Genomic DNA, 18,931 nt, shown 5'->3' on the forward strand with positions numbered 1-18,931 from the left:
GTCATGTCCCCCCGGCGCCCGTCCCCGACGCCGCCCAGGTGCTGCGGGGCCCGGTACAGCCACCGGCTGCCGGCCCGCCTGGAGAACCTGAGCGGCCCCGCCCAAGGCACCATCGACCTGCCGCTGCACGTCGTCTGGCCCGGGCGCCACTCCTACGATCTGACCGGCCTCAAGTCCAGGATCAGCCTGTACAACACCGCCCTGGCCGAAGGACAGCGCCGGGACCTGGAGGTCTTTCTCAACCGGGACCTTCTGATCAGCCAGTAGCCCATCCTGCGCACCCTGATCAGCCGCTTCATCCGCGACGCGTGGGCGGAAGCCTCCCCGAACTGGCCAATGCGAAGGCACCGGTTCAGCGGTGAGCACGGCGGCTGGCGGTTCACCCATGCCCCCCGCGGCGCGTTCCTGGCGATGGACTTCGCGCCGGACCCCGTGGAGCTGTCCTCCTTCGCCGCGGAGCACGCCCCGTTGTCACCCCACCTTCCCCGAGCCCGGCTTCATCCCGGTCCTCACCACCCAGCTCCGCGACGCCAAGGGCGTGGACGTGCTGCGCGGCTGTGTGCTGCTCCGGATCGACGCCGGAGGCACGGGCGAGCGGACCATCGACTCGGCCGACGACTGGTACGACGTACTGGCCAGCGTATTCCGGCTCAACCTGAACCGACGTCGACGCCCCCGCACGGGCGGAGCTGTGGCACCGTGTCCACATCACGCACCAGGAGTGGGAGGCCGCGGGGGCGCGGTGAGGGGTTGCCCCGTGGGGGGTCCGCGTGCGGTGCGGCCCTGAGTCCTTCTCATGTCGCTGCAGAGGGCTACCCGATGTCGCCCGACAGTTTGGCTGGGTCGTGGAGGAGCTGGCGGGTGAGGGTCGCGTACTTCACTGCCGTGGTCTCGGAGAGAGGTCGAAGATCGCGGTCAGATGCGGTGGGTCGGCACCGGTGGCCAGGACCTCCCCAACGACAGCGCCTGGCCGTGGGGCCGAGCGATCGTCCGGCCGCCGGTGCAGCCCGGAGCCCGGGATGTGGTGAGTCCGCTCCTTCTCGATGAGTCTGCCGGTGTGCGTCCACGGCGCCACAGTCGGTGACCGAGCCCAGGGTGTGTTCTCCGGCCGCCTGGAGGCGTGGCTGCCGGACAGTGGGGCACATCGAATCAGTTGTCCCTGCGCGGGCGCAGGCCGTCGAGGGCGAGGTCGATGAAGCGGCGCCAGTCGCCGCTGCCGGTGCGGATGACTGCGGACAGGGCGCCGACGAGCGTGTAGACGTCCGCAACGGTGAGGTCGCTCCGAAGGGTTCCGGCTGACCGTCCCTGGTCGATGAGTGTTCCGACCGCGAGTTCGAGCTGAGCAAGCATTTCCCCCCTGGGAGCCGACGATCCCACAGCCGCCGCCGCGGCGGCGGACAGTCCCTGGTCCTCGGCCAGTATCTGACCGACATTGCGGAGATACCGGGCCAGTCCCTGGCCTGACTCCGGGTCACGCAGGCAGTCGGTGCGCGCGAACCGGAGGATCTCGGCGAACCGGAGTTCTGCTGCGGCCTCCACGAGGGACTGCCGGGTCGGGAAGTGCCGGTACACGGTGCCCATACCGACCCCGGCGGCCCGTGCCACCTCGGGCATCTGGACGTCGTCGCCGCGTTCCTCGAACAGGGCACGCGCTGCAGCCAGCACTCGGGCGCGGTTGCGCTCTGCGTCGGCGCGCGGCTTCCGGCCGGCGGGTGTCGATGGCGTTGACAAGGTGTGCGCTCCTCCCTCTAAATTGATCCGGAATCGGATTCCGGTTCCGATTATGCCATGCGAGGAGGGCTACACCCATGCCTGAAGGCCGTTTCATCCTGCTGGAGCCAGGTGCCGCCCGGCCGGGGCGAATCCCGCTGCCACCCGCGTTCGCCGTCAAGGCGATGACCGACGACACGGAAGGCCGGTTCTCGCTGCTGGAGGTAACCGTGGCGAAGGACATCCCTTGGCACACCCACCACCAGGCGGACGAGTGCATCTACGTGCTGGACGGCGTCCTCGAGATCGAGTTCGGCGACCGGAAGTACTCGGCCACGAAGGGGACCTTCGCTCTACTGCCCCGCGGCGTCCCTCACTCCCTGCGCCGCGCCTCCGACCCGCCCCCTCGGGTCCTGCAGATCTCCTCGCCCGGAGGCTGGGAGCACTACGTCGAGGACCTGATCGAGGCGGGGCCCGCGGTGTTCACCGACGGACAGTTGGATCCCGCGAAGATCAACCCCATCGCAGCCAAACACCACATCAGCTACCACGAGCAGAAGTGACGCTCACTCAACGGACGTTGAGGCTCGGGCCACGCCGACATCCTCTGTGCGCGGTAGCGGAGCATCAGCCGTGACGTGACAACGGCCGTACGGGTTGGGGAGGTTGTAACGCGACACCCGACCCGCGCGGCCCTGTCCCATCCTGCCTTCTGCGGCCTATCGTGTGCACATCTCGACGATTTGATCGAGGAGCTGACCCATCCGTGAAGCGCCCGATGCGAGTCCGCCCTCCAGGAGCGGCGCGGCGGACCCCGGCGCCCCGCCGTCGGCGCCGGCCCCAACCGCCAGTTGGTCTTCACCGACCGCGTTCTGGTCACTCTGGCTCTACTGCGCCTCCAACCGCCGCACGCGGCACTCGCCGCCCTGTACGGGCTCAGCCGCACCACCATCACCCGGGCGGAGCACGAGGTCCGGCCGCTGCTGGCCCGACGGGGCTTCGCCGTCCCCGACCGGCTCATCACGGATGCAGCGAGGCCCACGACCAACCGTCGGGTCCCGTAGGCCCGTGTCCGCCGGTGAGGATCTGCGGGGAGCCGTAGGTGGTCCGCACGTCCTGCGGGGTGTTCATCCCTTGCGGGCCCGAGACGTTGTGCTGGGTCAGAGCCTGTCCCCAGACCGTCCAGAGCACCCACGGGGTGACGTCCAGCGTCCGCCGCTGGTAGGCGTTGAGCGGTACGTGGAAGGATTCGGCCATGACCCGGGGCTTGCCGTAGCCGGCGAGCCCGTCGTACCACTTCTTCGTCCACGGACCGCCGCCGAAGGGCCGGTCCGGACCTCCGCTGTAGTCGTCGACGCCGACCACGTCGACATAATCGGTCCCCGGGTAGTACGCCCCCGGCTCGCTGCCGTGGACGCCGTCCCAGACGGCCGGGGACCAGACGAAGATCAGATTGTGCAGACCGCGCGAGCCGACCAGATACGCGTACAGGGTCCGCCACAGCGCCTGGTAACGCTCAGGCGGCAGCCCGGACCACCAGAAACCGGGTCTGCCGCCCGCCGGGTTCATCTCGTGGTACGGGCGCAGCAGTACCGGGACGTCGTGCTCGGCGAGATAGCCCAGGTGGTCGGCGAGGAAGGACCAGTCGAGGATGAGCGCTTGGTGTTCTGTGGTGCCGGGGGTCAGCACACGTTCGATCCAGCCGGGGTCGGTGACGGCCGGTGAGTTCTCGTGGAGGGTTTCCCGGTAGCCCTTGACGGGACTGCCCGGCCACGGCTGGTGGAAGGACATGCCGACCAGGCCCGCCGGTCCGCCGCCGTTGTCCGGCAGGACACTCCCGCTGCCGTGGTGCCTTCCGTCCCGTCCGTCGGGGCTGTATGTGCCGACGGACGCGCGCGGCAGCCCGAACCATACCCCGGTGGCAAGGTCCACGGCGTCGTCGGTGTACGACCAGGCGGTACGTCCACTGGGCCAGGTGGCCAGTGAGTAGCTTCGAGGACGGCCGACTGCCCAGCCCGGCTGTTCATAGCCGGGTCCGAGGTCAACTTCCAGGAATCCGGGGAGCCTTCCGCTGATGTCGCGGGCTTTCCGATAGTAGTAGCCGGGCGGTTTGGTGCCATGGCGGTCGCCGTAGTCGGGGTTGTAGAGCTCGTTGTGCAACTCGACATGCTGACCGATGACCGTCCGCCCCGGCCTCCCGTCGCGAGCCGCGTTCTCCAGGGCGACCAGCATTCGGTACACCGAGCGGGCGGCGGGAGAGGACCGGGGATCGCGGAGGGCAAGGCGGTCCTCCTGGACTGGCGAACCCCCCGGGGAAGCAGGCGACTTGAGGGCCTCGGCCGCCAGTGCGAAACCGCCGATCACCGCGGTACCTCCACCGATGATCGCAGTGCGACGCCTCATGGCAGAGCCTCACCTCCTCGTTGCCGGTTCGCAATTCCATCCGATGACGTCAAATTCTCAACGAACAGGAAGGGCCTTCACAAAGGATTTACGCGTCAGCAACATCGGGTGCTCGCGGCGCCCGTGGGCAACCTGATAGATAGATGGAGTCATGTTCATGCCAGTTGCATCCATCACTATAAACCATCTGCAAGCAGGAGTACTGTGACTCTCCCTCAGAAGGAATCCGTCCCGTTATCGCGAGGCGGCACAGCCCATGCCAGTCGGCACTCCGCATGGCTTCCCGGAATTGTGCCGATCCTTCTGGTGTACGGTAGTGTGCTGGCCTTCTCCCTCTGGCTCTTCCGGCCCGGCGCAGGCCTCACCGGCTGGACGGTGACCGTATTATGGACGCTTCCCACGGCGAGTTCCGCGGTCGGAATCACCGGCGTCGTACTGACACGGCGCCGACTGAGAAAACAGCACCATCGTGAACCGGCCCAACCAGTGCGCACCGAAAAGCTCGTGGTGGTCGTCCCCACGATCGGCCGGACCGACACCTTTCCGGCCTTGAGGCGTTCCGTTCTCACCTACGGCGAGTTCCTTCCACGGTATTTCCCCCGACTACGGGTGGACATCGTCACCGAGGAAGGATGCGAGGCACAAGATTCCATCGACGCACTGGCCGCCGGCAATCCTCTGCTGCGCGTGGTGGCCGTGCCCCGCGCCTATGAAACACCGCGGGGCACGCGATTCAAGGCGCGCGCCAACCACTACGCCCACGAAATACGCATCGGCGAAGCCGAAGCCACCGACGACGTCTGGGTTCTCCACATGGACGACGACACCGGCGTCGGTCCCGACACGGCGGAACAGCTCGCGCACTTCATCCATGAGCAGCGCGATGCAGGCCCGGAGGCAAAGCACCTGGCCCAGGGCATCCTCACCTATCCGCGAGACCACGCCGTCAACAAGCTGACCTGGCTGGCCGACGCTGTCCGGCCGGCCGACGACGTCACCCGCTTCGCGGTCCTCACCGGCGGCGGCACCCCGCGCGTCGGGCTCCACGGTGAACTGCTGCTGATCCGGGCCAGCGTCGAAGCCAGCATCGGCTGGGACTTCGGGCCGCAGGCCATCGTCGAGGACGCCCAACTCGCGCTGAACTTCTGCACCCGATATCGCGGGCGCAGCGCCTGGTTCTCCGGCCGCTGCTACGGGGCCTCGCCCGCCACCGTCCGCGACTTCGTCAGGCAACGCGAGCGCTGGGCCTGGGGATTGATCCAACTGGCACTCAACCGTGAGATCCCGCTGCGCAATCGGCTCCTGCTCGGCTACTGCGTCAGCACCTGGGTGCTCGGCCCGTTGCAGCATGTCGCCGTCGTCCTGCTCGGCGGGGCACTAATGGACGACCTCAACACCTCCCCGGCGAGCGTCTGGGTCCTCCCGCTGTGGGCGCTGAACATGGCCTACGTGGTGTGGATGTACTGGGAGGGCCTGCGGATCAACGCCACGGCGTCGTCGGACGGCCGACGCAGACTCTGGGAATCCATCGCCGTGGTGCTGCTGATCCCGGTCTTCTCGCTCTGGGAGGGCATGGGCGGCTTCCGCGGGCTGCTGCGGTTCCTGCGCGGTCAGGACAACGCGTTCGTGGTCATCGCAAAACCGGCCTGACCGGCCGCCTCCCCCGCACGCCTGCGCACGACATCTCACTTCCCCCCACACACAAGGACATCACCGTGTCCAAGACGACGTTAACCGTCAGCACCGACACGCCGCCTGACCGAACCCGGCCCGGGAACCCGACCCCGGAACCGCACCGCGCCGGTCTGCGCAACCATCATTTCCCCGCGGTCGACGGGCTGCGCGGTATCGCGATCCTCTCCGTGCTCCTGTACCACTCCGACTGGTTCGCACGCGGACTCTTCGGCGTCGACGCCTTCTTCGTCCTCTCCGGCTTCCTCGTCACGCTGCTGCTGATGCGCGAGGCACAGCAGACCGGTCGTATCCGTATCGGCCGGTTCTACCTGCGCCGCTACAAGCGGCTGATGCCCGGCCTGATGGCCGTTCTGGCCATCGTCATCACCTTCGGCTATCTGCTGGACTCGCTGCAACAGGCGCGCGACATCCGTGCGCAGGCCGCTGCCGCGCTGTTCCAGGTCGCCAACTGGGCGCAGATCGCGCGCAATCAGGGGTACTGGGACCAGTTCGGGCAGATCCAGCCGCTCGGAGCGATGTGGTCGCTCAGCATCACTGAACAGTTCTACCTCGTGTGGCCGTTGATCCTGGCCCTGCTGTGGTGGGTCTTCCGGCGGCGCAGGGGGCCGGTGGCGGTGAGCGTGCTGGCGCTCTTCGCCGGCTCCGCCGCCGTCGCGCCCCTCCTCTTCAACGGGACCAACTCCGATGCCCTCTATCTGGGCACCCACACCCGGGCCGTGGGCTTCCTCGCCGGTGCCACTGCCGCCTGCCTGGTACATCTGGCACACCAGCGCCGCCCGCCCCACCGCCGCACACTGCTCCCGGAACGCGTGATGCGCACACTGCCCACCGCGGTGGGCCTGGCCTGCCTGACGGCTGTCCTGACGGCGAGCGCCCTGGTCACCAGCTACCACCAACCGGTGCTGTACCAAGGTGGGTTCGCGGTGGTCGCCGCGCTCATCGCCACGCTGACGGCTACGCTCTGCCGGGACCGGGGCATGCTCGTCAAGGCACTGTCCGCCAAGCCGCTGGCCGAGATAGGCCGCATGTCGTACAGCATGTACCTGCTGCATCTCCCGGTCTACTGGCTGCTCCAGAACGCCGAGCCGCAGATCGAGCCTTACGCCTTGCTGATCGTGGGAGGCTGCACGACCTGGCTCTGCTCGCTGTTCCTGCACTACGGGTTCACCGAGAGGCTACGGCGACGCAACTGGCCTGCCAGGCGCGCCGTTCCCGTGTCCGCACTGACCTGCACCGCGATCGTGATGTCGGCCCACTATCTGCCGATCACCGTGGAGCACCGCATGCATCGCGACGGTGAACCAATGGTGCTCACCCTCGGCGACTCGCTCGCCAACGATCTCGCCACGGCGCTTGCCCGGCACGGCGGCCGTTTCAGCGTGGCCGACGGAGGTCTGGCGGGCTGCGGCATCATGAGCCCGGACGAGACCAAGGACCGGATAGGCAAGATTGTCGGGAACTGGGACGCGTGCCGCCAGTGGCCGCGCACCTGGCAGCGGCTCATCAACGACAACGCACCGGACGCCATCGTGGTCCACCTGGGCTGGGACGCGGTCCTGCAACGCATCGACGGCCACTGGCTGTCGCCCTGCGACGGCCAGTACCGCACCCGCTACCTCGATCGACTGCACAGCGCAGCAGTCATCTGGGCCAGGGCCGCACCGCGCACTCCCGTTCTGCTGACGAGTGAACGAACCCAGACGGGTGCCGGAACCGCCGCCTGGGGCCGGTGCTATGACAGTCTGGTCACCTCCTTCATCCGCTCGGCGGGCCCGCAGGTCCGGCTGCTCGACCTGGGCGGCTTCCTGTGCCCGCACGGCAGGGAATGCATCCAGTACACGCCCGACGGCAAGCAGCTCTATCCGACGGGTGACGGCGTCCACTTCACCGCGGCAGGCATGGACTACGTCACCCCATGGCTGGAGCGCCGGATCGCCGCGCAACTGCCACCCGGCGGCCGGGCCGCAGCTTCAGGATCCCGGCACGGCTGACGGCGTCACGGCATCCATGACCTGGGTCGTGGATGCCGTGCTCCATTCGCACCGGGGCGGTTCACCGCAGGGCGTACGCGCCGACCACTCCATCCATCCCGCACCCTCAACTTCAGCGTGAACATGGGCGAAACCGACCGACATCGATGTGTCCGCCTGCCCATTCACCGGCGCTGTCCATCTTGACCAGGTGCGGCTCGAAGGCCGCCGTTCCTTCGCTCCCGCCCCCACCGGCATGCGCCGGCGAGGACTGGTGTGGGCGCGCTGGACCCCCTGACGCACGCCGGCTGAGGAACTCCTCCGGCGACAGGTCCACGCTCACTTCGAGGTCGGCCATCGCGGCGAGGCAGGAGAACCAGTCCTTCAGATCGTGCGCGTACGCCTTGACCGACCGTGTTCGGTGACCGCTCGATTCCGGTGAGGTAGGTCAGGTACCGCTCGATCGGCTCGACCGGCGCGGCGTCATCGCCGAGCACCGACTTCGCTTCCGCACAGATGCCTCGCGGAGATCTGAACATTCGCGGTCATCAACGACGTACATAACGACGACTGTTGCACCGCACCTCGACCCACATACCGATGGAGATCATCATGCTGGCCGCCCCCGTCGACTTTGATCAGCTCACCGGCGTGTGGCAGATCGGCCTCGTTCACTCCCAAGTCGACTTCACCGTACGTCACCTCATGATCCGGATGCGAGGCGGCTTCACAAGGTTCTCCGGAACCATCACCGTTGGGAACGAGCCCGCACGGTCCAGCGTGCGGGCAGAGATCGACTGCACATTGGTCGACACCCGCAACGCCGAGCGGGACAAGCACATCCGTGCCGCTGACTGTCCTCGACAGCGACACCCGCCCCCCTGCATCGTTCCAGTCCTCGCGAATCCGCACGAAGGTCGGTCGGCACATCATCGAGGGGCACCCGACCCTCCGGGGCCAGATGTGCTCGGTCGACTTCGACTTGTTCCTCCCCGGTGTGGATACGGACGTAACAGGCCGGACTCGGGCGGGATTTCGGGCCTTCTCCTGCATCAGCCGCTCCCAGCTCAGAGTGACAGGCGATGTGCCTCTGGCCGGAGGACGTGCGCTGATCGGCGACACCGTCATGGTCGAAGTGGAGATCGAGGCGGTCCAGGGCCGCTGGCACCAACGGGGGACTGTCAATCCTCTGGGCCGTGAAGGACCTCTTCATGCAGTTTGTGACTCCTGAGACAAGTGAGACCCGAGCTTCGGTGATGGTCCGCGTAGAAGTCCGCGATCCACGTGGCGATCATCAGCCGGGCCTCGGCCCCGGCTGGCGAAGTTTTCTGCTTCGCCGCGGCCGTCGACGATGCCGGAGCCTCGGCTTGACCCGGCGTCGCCTGGCGCGGATGTGGCACTTGGAACAAGCCCGTCCGGCGTCGGCCGACCGGGCTCCGACTGGTTGTGGGCAACCCTTGACGCCAAGACGTGGGACGCGCCGATCGCCGCCCGGCACATGCTCAGCTGGTCCGCGACCCCAGCTCGGCCAACAGCACCTCGTGCGGCCCGCTGCCAGACCCCGGTGTGGGCGACCGCTGCCGAAACCTTCAAGCTGAGCGGCCTGAAGACGTCGCTGCCGGCAGGTTCGCACGAGTGCTACTGAGCACTCACTGATGCGCGGAGGAGCCGGTGGCGCCCCGCCCGTCCGCACTCCGGCCGCGTCTTCATGCGCCGAGCCCCTCACCACCACAGCAACGCCGCACCAGGGAGCTGCTTTCCATGAGCGCCGAGACTCCTTCCGCATCCAGCCAGTTCACCCGCCGGAGGCTGCAATTCCGCGCTTGGCGGGGCACCCGTCCGTTCTGGGCCGGTCTGTACGTCCTGCTCAGCGGTGTTCCGATCATGTACTTCCCGTACTTCCACCTCCAGGTCGGGCATCTGACGCTGACGATGGCGACTACGGCGGGGGCCGGCTCCCTGATCATCGGCGTGCTGCTCGTCGTTCTAGGTATCAGCCTGTGGTTCCAGCAGCACGTACGGACCTTCGCGGGCGTCGCCGCGATCCTGCTGGCGCTGGTGTCCCTCCCCGTGTCCAACTTCGGCGGCTTCGTCATGGGCTTCCTGCTCGCCCTCATCGGCGGAGCGATGGCCGTGGCCTGGGCGCCGGGCGCGCCACCGCAGCCGGGACCGTCGGCCAAGGCCGGACCGGGCGAGGACGGACCGGGCGAGGACGGTGCCCTCGAAGCTGCACCCATGGACAGGGACGAGTCCCGTGTGAAGGCCAGGCCACGCCATGCGGCCCGCAGGAAGCCTCTGTTCAACAGGTTCCAGATGTCCGCCGACAAGACGACAGCCCTGGTGGCGATGCCGACGGCGGTCATCATGGGGATGAGCTTCATGCCCTCGCTGGCCTCCGCCGACAGCAACTCGTCGTCTTCGTCGTCGAAGGGCCTCACGGCCGACGAATACAAGAACTGTGTGGAGGCCCTGAAGCGAGCCGGTGTCTCGGCCTCGCCGTCCCCATCGGATCGCGCCGCCCGGTCCGCGGACAAGGCCACGCCCGAGCCGTCGGCCACGTCGTCGTCTTCGTCGTCTTCGTCGTCCGGGAGCGGCTCGACGTCCGCCCCGTCGAGGTCCGCGAGCCACGGCGGCGGCCTGCTGGACACCATCAGCGGTGCGATCAGAAGGATCCTCGGCGGCGGCAGTTCGAGCTCCGGCTCGTTCTCCGCGACGACGCCGTCCGCCACGACCTCCGGCGTGTCAGGCGAGGCCAAGGACACGACCGAGACCGTCAAAGACACCTCCAAAGCCGTTACGGACACAGTGTCCAAGTCCGCCCAGGATGCAAGAAAGGCCGTCAAGAGCGCCGCCGACGCAGCGACGTCCTCGCCGAGCCCGTCCGCAGCCAACTGCCCCACGGCCACGAGCGCGACAGGCGGCGTTGACAACAAGGTGCCCGTGGCACAGGACCCTTGGTACCTGCAAGCGAGCTCGCTGCTGCTGAAGGGTGCGGACTACCAGGGCATCGTCGACGTGAAGACGGCCAGCGGGACGACCAAGAAGGCGCTCAAGTTCGTCGTATCCGGTGGTATCGACATCGGCAACCTGCACCAGATCGTGAAGGACCACCTGTCCGGCAAGACCTACCACGTACAGGCGGCCGCCGGTTCGACGTCCACGATCCGCAACGGCGCCACGACCCTCTACACCGAGAGTATCTCCGGCAACCTGTTCGGCCTGATCCCGGTGACATTCAGCCCGAGCAGCCCACCTCCGCTGAACATCCCGGTGATCTACTTCACCAAGGTGAAGGTGACCCAGGCGGCTCAGTTCGGCGGCACCCTGCGGGTGCCCGGTCTGCACAGCTACCAGACCTCCTGATGCTGTTGTCAAGCCGCTGTTGTGCCCGAGAGGTCATAGGCAGTGGCGTCACCGCCCCATCATGAACCGCGCCACGAAAGGTCCTCGCATGTTCTCGGGGAACGGTCGTCATCGCCGCTCAAGCCACGCTCCCGCGCTCCTCGTCGAGGCCGGAGTGAACGGCTCGGCCATCGCCGTCCCGCTACCCGAGGCTACCGATGCCAAAGCGGCCGACGGCACCATGTGGGACTGGAGCCTGGAACAGCCGTCGTTGACCGTCCGTCAGCTCACCGTCCGGGTCAAGCACGGCAAGGGCAACCGAACCCTGCTGAACAAGGTGAGCTTCACGGTGCCTTCGAAAGCCCTGGTCGCGGTGGTCGGTCCGTCTGGCTCCGGAAAATCAACCCTACTGCGCGCCCTGACGGGCCTCCAGCGGGACGTCCAAGGCGAAGTGCTCTACGAAAACCGGAATCTACATGAGCGATTCGCCGAACTGCGTCAGCATATCGGCCTCGTTCCTCAACATGACGTTCTCCACCCGCAGCTCACGGTGCGGTCCGCGCTCCGTCATGCCGCCAGACTGCGTTTCCCCCGTGACACAGGGCCGACGGAGCGCGACCGTCGGGTTGAAGAGGTACTGGCTGAGCTGGGACTCGGCCTTCACACCGACCAACGTATCTCCGCACTCTCCGGAGGGCAGCGCAAGCGCGTCTCGGTCGCTCTGGAACTCTTGACCAAGCCCTCGCTCATGTTCCTGGACGAACCGACCTCCGGCCTGGATCCGGGCATGGACCGCGATGTCATGCACTTGCTGAGGGGGCTCGCAGACGACGGCCGGATCGTGCTGGTGGTCACACACTCAGTCGGGGAATTGGAGCTGTGCGACCAGGTATTGGTCTTGGGACCTGGGGGGTCCCTGGCCTACTTTGGCCCCCCGGCCGAGGCACTCGAATATTTCGGGCAGACTACGTGGGCCGACGTCTTCTCTGCCTTCGAGAAGCACCGCGACCGCGACTGGTCCCGCAGGTGGCGTGGGCATCAGCAGCAGGCGGTTTCTGCAGACGCCTCGAAGCAGGAGCCACCCATGCTCCCTGAGGCCGTCCCTATGCCAAAACCGCCTCGTTGGATGGCCCAGCTGTCCGGGCTGGTCCGTCGCCAACTGGCGGTGATGGCCTCTGACCGAAGGTTCGTCGGCCTGCTGGCATTCCTGCCCATTGTCCTGGGCTTGGCTTGCGCCGTCATACCTGCAGACTTCGGCCTTCGCAGGGCACCTGGTGGCATGCCGAACCTCGACGCCGGCACGATCCTTGGATCCGTCGCCATCAGCACCTGCTTCATGGGGGCTGCAAACTCCGTCCGTGAACTGGTCAAGGAACGGCTGATCTACGAGCGGGAACGGGCCGCAGGTCTCTCCAGATCGGCCTACCTCATATCGAAAATCACTGTTTTGGGGCTGGTCTCCAGCCTCCAAGGAATCATTCTCTGCCTGCTCGGCCTCTTACCACGCCCACTACCGAACGATGGGATAGTGGTGAAGGGAACCCCCGTCCTCGAGATGACCTTCGTCATCACAGCGCTCGGATTCACCTCGATGATGTGCGGTCTAGTCATCTCGTCGCTGGCGAGGACCGCCGAAAGCACCATGCCATTGTTGGTTTTGTTCTCTGTCTTCCAGTACCTGTTCTCAGGCATCACCTTCCGCCTCTTCAACAATCCTGGCGTCGAACAAGTGGCCTGGCTGGCGCCGTCGCGCTGGGCTATCGCATCGGAAGGTGTGACCCTTGATCTCGGACAACTCCTCGGACCGATGGACAAGTCGGCCCCTTCGGCTACCGACCCCCTATGGCATCACACGCTCAGCCATTGGCTGACCGACACAGGCATACTGTTCGGTATAGCAGCGGGCTGCTACGCGCTCACGATCCGGCTCCTGCGCCAGTACGAACCGCCAGCGCTAAGAAGACGCTGAGAGAACATCTGATTCTGGGTTGGTCGGGCTCACTCGGATGCTCCCGCCGCCTCGCCCGCGACTTGCGAAACCACACCCCGATCACAGGAGTCCCAGATCTACCTTCGATCTTGCGCAGTGCTCCGCCCTTCAGGGCGGGGGTGAACGCATCTGACGGCAGCCACACAACCGAGACGCTCAAGCGACTGAGGACCACTGAGGAATTCCTTGAGGCAGTGGGAGCAGCCTTCAAGGAGCAAGCCGAACTGCACACATAGAGGGCGCTGGGGCCGGGAATGTCCCGGTCATCGGGGTGGAGGGCATGCTTGACGCTGCTGCCGTTGTATGTCGGCTGCTGCAGAGGCGGACCGATGTCGACGAGGGCGGTGGGGCTCGGTGTGCAACGACGGCCGTTGACTCCCCAGAACGGCCTGTGGGAGACAGTGCCGGGACTGCACCGGGAACTGGTGCTGCGGTTGCTGTCCGAGATGGTGGCACAGATGGTGACCGCAGCGGGCAGGGGCGGGGGTGAAGGCGATGATGGCATCGTCGGCTCCATGGAACCGGGTTGACGGCAAGATCCAGCCGCGGCATCTCGACCGTCACGCGGTGGTGTACGTGCGCCAGTCGACTCCCCAGCAGGGCCTGCAGGTACCGAGCAGATAGCACCCGTCAGGGGCTTCATGCGCGACCGCGGGCGGGCCCCTGATGGGCCCGGGACAGTCAGGTGCCGGCAGGGGGCCGTTGGGCCCGTGCGGGACCCACGACCAGCCAAACTGGCCAACCCGCGGTCACCGTGCTCGGCACTATGACGCCCAGAGGCGGCAACTACAGCCGAACAGGCCAGCCCCCGCCGACACTCAGTCGGCTCTACCTTCTTGATCGGGTTGATCGAGCCATTCGTAGGGTTGGGTCGCCCAGGGGTGCTGGGTGTGGCTATCAGTTGGCTGCCGCCTCGTGGCTTGCATCGCTTCGCCGCCCGGCACCCCACGACGACTCGGCCGCCGATTAGGAAGTGCGAACAAGTCGCTGTGTAGAGCAATGCCGGCGAGGTCGTCCGTGGCACATACAGAATGAACACGCACGTCAGGAGCGCGATGAGCCGGATATGGGCGGGGATCGACAGCGGCAAGGGCCACCATCACGCCCTCGCCCTGGACGCAGACGGCAAGACGCTGCTGTCGCGGCGGGTGGCCAACGACGAGCCCGAGCTGTTGAAGCTGATCGGCGACGCCCTCGACTTGGCCGACGGCCGCCAGGTCACCTGGGCCATCGACATGACCGGCGGGGAACCCGCACTGTTGTTGGCCCTGCTGGTCAACCACGGCCAGGAGGTCCTCTACATGCCTGGCCGCCTGGTCAACCGGGCCTCCGACGGCTACCGCGGCGAGGGCAAGACCGACGCCCGCGACGCCTACGTCATCGCCGACCAGGCCAGGATGCGTCGCGACCTGCGGCCCATCCAACCCGGCGACGAAGCCGCCATCGAGTTGAAGCTGCTGACCGGACGCCGGGCCGACCTCGTCGAGGACCGCACCCGCGTCGTCAACCGCCTGCGCGGCACCCTGCTGAGCATGTTCCCGGCCCTGGAAAAGGCCCTGGACGTGACCAACACCGGTCCGCTCAGGCTGCTGACGGGATACCAGACACCGGACGCGATCCGCCGGGCCGGGGTCGCGCGGCTGACGAAGTGGCTGACCAACCGCAAGGTCCGATGCGCCAGAGCCCTGGCCGAAACCGCAGTCGAGGCCGCCGAGCGGCAGCACACCGCCGTCCCCGGGGAGAAGACCATCGCGAAGCTGGTCCACACCCTGGCCGAGGAGGTGATGGCCCTCAACGAGCAGATCTCCGGGATGGACAGGCTCATCGAGGGCCGGTTTCGCGAACACGAGCTCGCCGACATCGTCCTGAGCGTCCCGGGCATCGGCACCGTTCTCGGTGCCGAGTTCATCGCCGCTGTCGGCGGCAGCCTGGACGATTTCGATTCCCCAGATGCCTTGGCGGCCTTCGCCGGCGTCGCTCCAGCTCCTCGTGACTCCGGCAAGGTCAGCGGCAACCTCCACCGGCCAATCGCCTACCACCGAAGACTCCAGCGCGTCTTCTACACCTCCGCACTGGTCAGTGTCCGCTACGACCCGAACTCACGGAAGTTTTATGACCGCAAACGCGCCGAGGGCAAGAAGCACGTCCAGGCCGTGCTCGCCCTCGCCCGCCGACGCGTCAACGTCATCTGGGCTCTGATCCGTGACCGGCGGTGCTACGAAGTGACACCGCCGGTGACTACGGCAGCTTGACAACAGGATTAGGAAGCGAAGACGGTTCTCCAAAAGCCGGGGGGATCAAGCCGCGGTGGACGCTGTGGGTCAGGCCTCCGCGACGCCTTCGCGCATTTCCCGGTAGGCGAGCCTGACATCATCCAGCCGCAGCGTGGTGATGTCCTCCAGCGACGGGGCGTCGGTGCCTCCGTAGGCCTCGTGCAGGCGCAGGTCTCGCAACGCCGCGGCCTTCCGGCACAGCTCACGCACGAAGCGCCCGTTGCCCAGCCGGTCGATCAGCCCACCGGCGACCGCCTCCTGAAAGAAGAGGTCCAGTGCGACGGCAGCCTCCTCGTCCAGAGAGTCCCCCTGCGCCTCCACGATCCCGCGCCCGATGCGCGCCAGCTCGGAGGCCGAGTAGGAGGGGAAGTCCACGCGCGTGGTAAACCGGGAAGCCAGACCGGGGTTTGGTGGCCAGCAGTTCGTTGATCTCGTTCGGATAGCCGGCCAGGACCACCACGAGCCTGTCCCGGTCGTCCTCGGCCCGTTTCAGCAATACCTGCAGCGCCTCGTTGCCGAAGGCATCACCGCCGGAATAACCACTGTTGCACAGCGCGTACGCCTCGTCGATGAACAGGACGCCGTCGATGGCGGAGTCGATCATCTTGTTCGTCTTGATGGCGGTCTCCCCCAAGTGTTGGCCTACCAGATCGGGCCGCTGGGCCTCGATGACCTGTCCGTTCTCCAGAAGGCCGAGTCCAGCGAAGACCTTCCCGAGGATGCGGGCGACGGTGGTCTTGCCAGTACCGGGCGGGCCAGCGAACACGAAGTGCTGGGGGACGCGGCGGACGGTAGTCCCTGCTCCCTGCGGATCAGAGACATGCGCAACTGGGCCATCAGTGTGCGCAGTTGGCGTTTGACCGGTTCGAGGCCCACCATGCCGTTCAGCAACTCGACCGCCTCCGCCAGCACCGCCTCCCTCTCCTGACCGCCGGTCCCCTGGCCGCCGGAGCCCGCGGCGTCGCCCGCTGCGGCGGGCTCGGCTGCCGCGACGGGCGCCGGCACGGGCCGGCCACCCGCTCCCGTGAATCCGCACCTGCCGCCGGGACCGCGGCCCGAGGCGTCAAGGCACCCGCCCGTACGGCGACGTCGGCCAAGCCGGGGAAACAGCGGAAGGCGTACTGGAACTGCCGCAGCGCCTCCTCGTCCTGTCCCAGACCTTCCCTCGCCAGCCCTCTGACGTAAGCGACCTCGGCGTCGAATTTGCTGCCCTTCCTCAACCGCCCGGGCAGCGGTGCCAGCACGTTCAGCGCTTCGTAGTGGACTCCCTGTTCCACCAGAGCCCGGCCTGCATAAAGCTCGGACTCGTCTCGCAAGAAGGGGTCGGTGATATCCCGGGCGAAGGTAAGCACGAGCGGCCAGTCCCGCTTGAGGAAGGCGTACCTCGTGCAGACGAACCGCGTCTCATCGCAGTCCAGATACGCCGTCTCCAGGGACTGCCAGGCTTGGTCGATCCGCCCCTCCGACAGGAGCCGGGTCATGCCAGCCAGCCAGAGGTCACGCTGAGTCTCCAGCCGGAACGAGACGTAGACACCGAGGTCGAAGCGCGACTGCAGTGGGATGCCAAGCTTCGTCCGCAGCGCTCCAAAGGTCCCGGCGTTGCACACCATACGGTCGATAGCCTCGTCCTGGCGGTACCCCGCGGCATGCAGCCCCAGCCACGCGTCGGCGGCGAACGGATCGCGCCGCAACGCCTCTTCGAACCGCTGCATGGCGGCGTCGGCTCTCCCCGCCCTCAGAAGGCCCACCGCATCAGCCCAGGCACGTTCGCACTTCTTCGCTACAAGCCACGACGTGGAAGCCCCCGACACTGCCACTCCCCTCGGCAACGGTTTTCCGACCGGAGATCAAGTCTCCCATGCGCGCACCCCGCGCCGGCCGCCTCCGGCCAGGCCTGCGTTACGTCAGATACCCAGCCGGGCTTGCGCAGGGCGGGTGCGTCGGTGAAGTGGACGCTGGCACGGCGGGACCGGCCGCTGCCGTGCAGGTCGCGGGCGGAGACCGCGCGGGCGCTGGCGTGCTCGGCGGCGTCGAAGTAGGACGCCCACTCCGGTACGTCGCCCAGGCCGCCCGTGACCCGGGCCTTGAGTGAGGGCGGGACACCGTCCCTGATGCGGTCAGCGCCCTCGGCGAGCTGGGCGACGATCGCCTTTCTGTAGAGCCCACCGCCCTTGGCGGCGTCGGACTTCGCGTAGAACGCCGTGACGTCTTCCAGCGCGGCCGTGGTGCCGGCGTCGAAGCCCTTGGTGTCACGGCCCAGCCGACGGGCGGTATCGCCCAGCGTCCGCTCGGCGGCCAGGATCAAAGGGGCACCGCGGGCGAGCTTGAGGGCGTCGCGGTGGTCGAGGAAGAGGTCCATCTGGGTCCGTCCAGCCAGAGTCTGGGCGGCTGCCTCGGTCAGCAGCGGGAGCCGGACGCTATCCAGCGTGGGCCGACAGCCGTCAGGCCGAGATCACCGGGGCGAGCCGCTGGCCGACCGCGTCGGAGAGCACCGTGGCGAGCAGGGCCGGGACGGGACCGGCGGGCGTGGGCGTTCGCCGTCGATCCAGCGCCGTACGCGGGTGGCGTCGGGGCGACCTGCCGGTGACCTCGGCGAATCGCTTCGGCGGCGATGCGACGGGCGACCTCCAGTATCACCAGAGCGTCCAGCGGTTCGCCGTTCTCGCGTCCCAGAAGACCGCCCCGGCCCTGCGTTGCCCCACATCAGGAGCGGTCTCATCACCGTGGCGGGTGCAGGGTTCGAATTCGCGCCCCGCAGCGGCCTTCAGCGGGGGCAGCGCCGCTGCGGTGGGGTCAGCGAGGGACGGGCGTTGAGAGCCGCCACGTCGTTGCCGGTCCGGCTGCAGTACGCCGAGGCGATATCACCGTAGATCTGGCGGAAGTCGTCGCCGCAGGGGTCGGAGCGGGTCAGGACGGACTGCCAGTCCTCGCATTCCGCGCAATCCATCTCGCGGGCCGCGAGGACTGCACCCCGGGCGGCGTCACCTCGTGCCGTCTCGTATCGGCGCAGGGCCTCGCCCAGGTCGCCGGTGGCCAACTCGCAGGCCAGCACGCGGCCGCCGACCACCGTCTGCGAAGCGCCGTTCGCTCCGACCGTGTACATCGGATGGGCCGCGTCCCCCAGCAGTGTCACCCGGGAGTCCCCCCACCGGTCGAGCGGATCACGGTCCGCCATGGGGTGCTCCGGGATCTGCGGACTTCGGGCGACCAGCCGGGCGAGTTCCAGCCCGCGGACCCGCCAGCCCTGGATGTGCGGGAGGGGGTCGGACAGTCGGCCGGGACGCTTCCAACCGGCCCCGTCAGCGAGCGGCCCCGGTGCACCGAGAACTGAGGCCAGCGGTAGCCGCGCGGCCCATTCGCATGGTTCCTGGTAGAGCTGCCTCCCTCGCTGGTCCACGTAGACCAGTTCAGCGGTGGGGACACCGACCTCGTCCAGCTCCTCGCCCAGGCTCAGCTCGATCACTTCCCGCACCGCGTGGGGCTGGAGGTTGATGCCCAGGCCCAGGGGGCGTATCTGGGCGAGACAGTGAACTCCGACCATTGCAGCA

The 18,931-nt window shown here is 67.5% G+C and carries 15 protein-coding genes and 3 pseudogenes; 11 read left to right on the forward strand and 7 right to left on the reverse strand.

Annotation, left to right across the window (positions count from 1 at the left end; genetic code table 11):
* Nucleotides 1–3 precede the first annotated feature (3 nt).
* Nucleotides 4–267 carry a hypothetical protein gene (locus AB5L52_RS00725; RefSeq protein ID WP_369362231.1) on the forward strand — a complete coding sequence of 88 codons (264 nt, stop codon included), beginning with the start codon at nucleotides 4–6 and terminating at the stop codon, nucleotides 265–267.
* 882 nt (nucleotides 268–1,149) lie between these two features.
* Here the strand turns inward: AB5L52_RS00725 and AB5L52_RS00730 are convergent.
* Nucleotides 1,150–1,731, reverse strand: a complete 582-nt coding sequence (locus AB5L52_RS00730; RefSeq protein ID WP_369362232.1) for a TetR/AcrR family transcriptional regulator — start codon at nucleotides 1,729–1,731, stop codon at nucleotides 1,150–1,152.
* Between the two features lie 77 nt (nucleotides 1,732–1,808).
* Here AB5L52_RS00730 and AB5L52_RS00735 point away from each other — a divergent pair, with 77 nt between their 5' ends.
* Together AB5L52_RS00735 and AB5L52_RS00740 are read left to right on the forward strand one after the other, a co-directional pair.
* Complete coding sequence (locus AB5L52_RS00735; protein WP_369362234.1) at nucleotides 1,809–2,273, forward strand: cupin domain-containing protein; 465 nt, start codon at nucleotides 1,809–1,811, stop codon at nucleotides 2,271–2,273.
* 288 nt (nucleotides 2,274–2,561) lie between these two features.
* The gene (locus AB5L52_RS00740) at nucleotides 2,562–2,774 is read left to right on the forward strand and encodes a transposase family protein (RefSeq protein WP_351579143.1); all 213 of its coding nucleotides are present in this window, start codon (nucleotides 2,562–2,564) and stop codon (nucleotides 2,772–2,774) included.
* Here AB5L52_RS00740 and AB5L52_RS00745 read toward each other — a convergent pair.
* Entirely contained in the window at nucleotides 2,731–4,113 is a 1,383-nt protein-coding gene (locus AB5L52_RS00745; RefSeq protein WP_369362235.1) for a glycosyl hydrolase, read from the reverse strand. The genes AB5L52_RS00740 and AB5L52_RS00745 overlap by 44 nt on opposite strands.
* A gap of 318 nt (nucleotides 4,114–4,431) precedes the next feature.
* Here AB5L52_RS00745 and AB5L52_RS00750 point away from each other — a divergent pair, with 318 nt between their 5' ends.
* The 8 genes and pseudogenes from AB5L52_RS00750 (at nucleotide 4,432) to AB5L52_RS00785 (ending at nucleotide 15,362) form a co-directional block, all read left to right on the forward strand.
* Complete coding sequence (locus AB5L52_RS00750) at nucleotides 4,432–5,763, forward strand: glycosyltransferase family 2 protein (protein ID WP_369362237.1); 1,332 nt, start codon at nucleotides 4,432–4,434, stop codon at nucleotides 5,761–5,763.
* A gap of 65 nt (nucleotides 5,764–5,828) precedes the next feature.
* Entirely contained in the window at nucleotides 5,829–7,799 is a 1,971-nt protein-coding gene (locus AB5L52_RS00755; RefSeq protein ID WP_369362239.1) for an acyltransferase family protein, read from the forward strand.
* Between the two features lie 591 nt (nucleotides 7,800–8,390).
* Nucleotides 8,391–8,621: pseudogene (locus AB5L52_RS00760) on the forward strand (YceI family protein); the annotation flags it as partial.
* A gap of 1 nt (nucleotide 8,622) precedes the next feature.
* A complete protein-coding gene (locus AB5L52_RS00765; protein ID WP_369362240.1) occupies nucleotides 8,623–9,009 on the forward strand; it encodes a YceI family protein in 387 nt (128 codons plus the stop codon).
* Between the two features lie 530 nt (nucleotides 9,010–9,539).
* Nucleotides 9,540–9,938: pseudogene (locus tag AB5L52_RS00770) on the forward strand (DUF6114 domain-containing protein); the annotation flags it as partial.
* 1,264 nt (nucleotides 9,939–11,202) lie between these two features.
* On the forward strand, nucleotides 11,203–13,089 hold the full coding sequence (locus AB5L52_RS00775) for an ATP-binding cassette domain-containing protein (RefSeq protein WP_369362241.1): 1,887 nt from the start codon (nucleotides 11,203–11,205) through the stop codon (nucleotides 13,087–13,089).
* Nucleotides 13,090–13,394: 305 nt separating this feature from the next.
* The gene (locus AB5L52_RS00780) at nucleotides 13,395–13,640 is read left to right on the forward strand and encodes a hypothetical protein (RefSeq protein WP_369362242.1); all 246 of its coding nucleotides are present in this window, start codon (nucleotides 13,395–13,397) and stop codon (nucleotides 13,638–13,640) included.
* A 525-nt stretch (nucleotides 13,641–14,165) separates the two neighbouring features.
* A complete protein-coding gene (locus AB5L52_RS00785; protein WP_369362243.1) occupies nucleotides 14,166–15,362 on the forward strand; it encodes an IS110 family transposase in 1,197 nt (398 codons plus the stop codon).
* Nucleotides 15,363–15,431: 69 nt separating this feature from the next.
* On the opposite strand, the gene AB5L52_RS00790 is transcribed toward AB5L52_RS00785, so the two are convergent.
* The 5 genes and pseudogenes from AB5L52_RS00790 to AB5L52_RS00810 all read right to left on the reverse strand — a co-directional run bounded on the left by AB5L52_RS00790 (nucleotide 15,432) and on the right by AB5L52_RS00810 (nucleotide 18,924).
* Nucleotides 15,432–15,758 carry a hypothetical protein gene (locus AB5L52_RS00790; RefSeq protein ID WP_369362244.1) on the reverse strand — a complete coding sequence of 109 codons (327 nt, stop codon included), beginning with the start codon at nucleotides 15,756–15,758 and terminating at the stop codon, nucleotides 15,432–15,434.
* A gap of 100 nt (nucleotides 15,759–15,858) precedes the next feature.
* A pseudogene (locus AB5L52_RS00795) lies at nucleotides 15,859–16,149 on the reverse strand (AAA family ATPase); the annotation flags it as partial.
* Nucleotides 16,150–16,267: 118 nt separating this feature from the next.
* Nucleotides 16,268–17,194: a hypothetical protein gene (locus tag AB5L52_RS00800; RefSeq protein ID WP_369362246.1), complete on the reverse strand. Its 927-nt coding sequence runs from the start codon at nucleotides 17,192–17,194 to the stop codon at nucleotides 16,268–16,270.
* Nucleotides 17,164–17,742 (reverse strand): hypothetical protein, encoded by a 579-nt coding sequence (locus tag AB5L52_RS00805; protein WP_369362247.1) that lies wholly within the window; start codon nucleotides 17,740–17,742, stop codon nucleotides 17,164–17,166. The genes AB5L52_RS00800 and AB5L52_RS00805 overlap by 31 nt, the downstream gene beginning before the upstream one ends.
* A gap of 405 nt (nucleotides 17,743–18,147) precedes the next feature.
* A complete protein-coding gene (locus AB5L52_RS00810; RefSeq protein WP_369362248.1) occupies nucleotides 18,148–18,924 on the reverse strand; it encodes a hypothetical protein in 777 nt (258 codons plus the stop codon).
* Between the last annotated feature and the right edge of the window lie 7 nt (nucleotides 18,925–18,931).

Source organism: Streptomyces sp. CG4 (assembly GCF_041080655.1).
Taxonomy (GTDB): domain Bacteria; phylum Actinomycetota; class Actinomycetes; order Streptomycetales; family Streptomycetaceae; genus Streptomyces.

Coding starts and splice junctions, on each gene's coding strand:
- AB5L52_RS00785 (WP_369362243.1), top strand. CDS start 14,166: ATGAGCCGGATATGGGCGGGGATCGACAGCGGCAAGGGCCACCATCAC.
- AB5L52_RS00725 (WP_369362231.1), top strand. CDS start 4: ATGTCCCCCCGGCGCCCGTCCCCGACGCCGCCCAGGTGCTGCGGGGCC.
- AB5L52_RS00735 (WP_369362234.1), top strand. CDS start 1,809: ATGCCTGAAGGCCGTTTCATCCTGCTGGAGCCAGGTGCCGCCCGGCCG.
- AB5L52_RS00805 (WP_369362247.1), bottom strand. CDS start 17,742: ATGGACCTCTTCCTCGACCACCGCGACGCCCTCAAGCTCGCCCGCGGT.
- AB5L52_RS00810 (WP_369362248.1), bottom strand. CDS start 18,924: ATGGTCGGAGTTCACTGTCTCGCCCAGATACGCCCCCTGGGCCTGGGC.
- AB5L52_RS00745 (WP_369362235.1), bottom strand. CDS start 4,113: ATGAGGCGTCGCACTGCGATCATCGGTGGAGGTACCGCGGTGATCGGC.
- AB5L52_RS00775 (WP_369362241.1), top strand. CDS start 11,203: ATGAACCGCGCCACGAAAGGTCCTCGCATGTTCTCGGGGAACGGTCGT.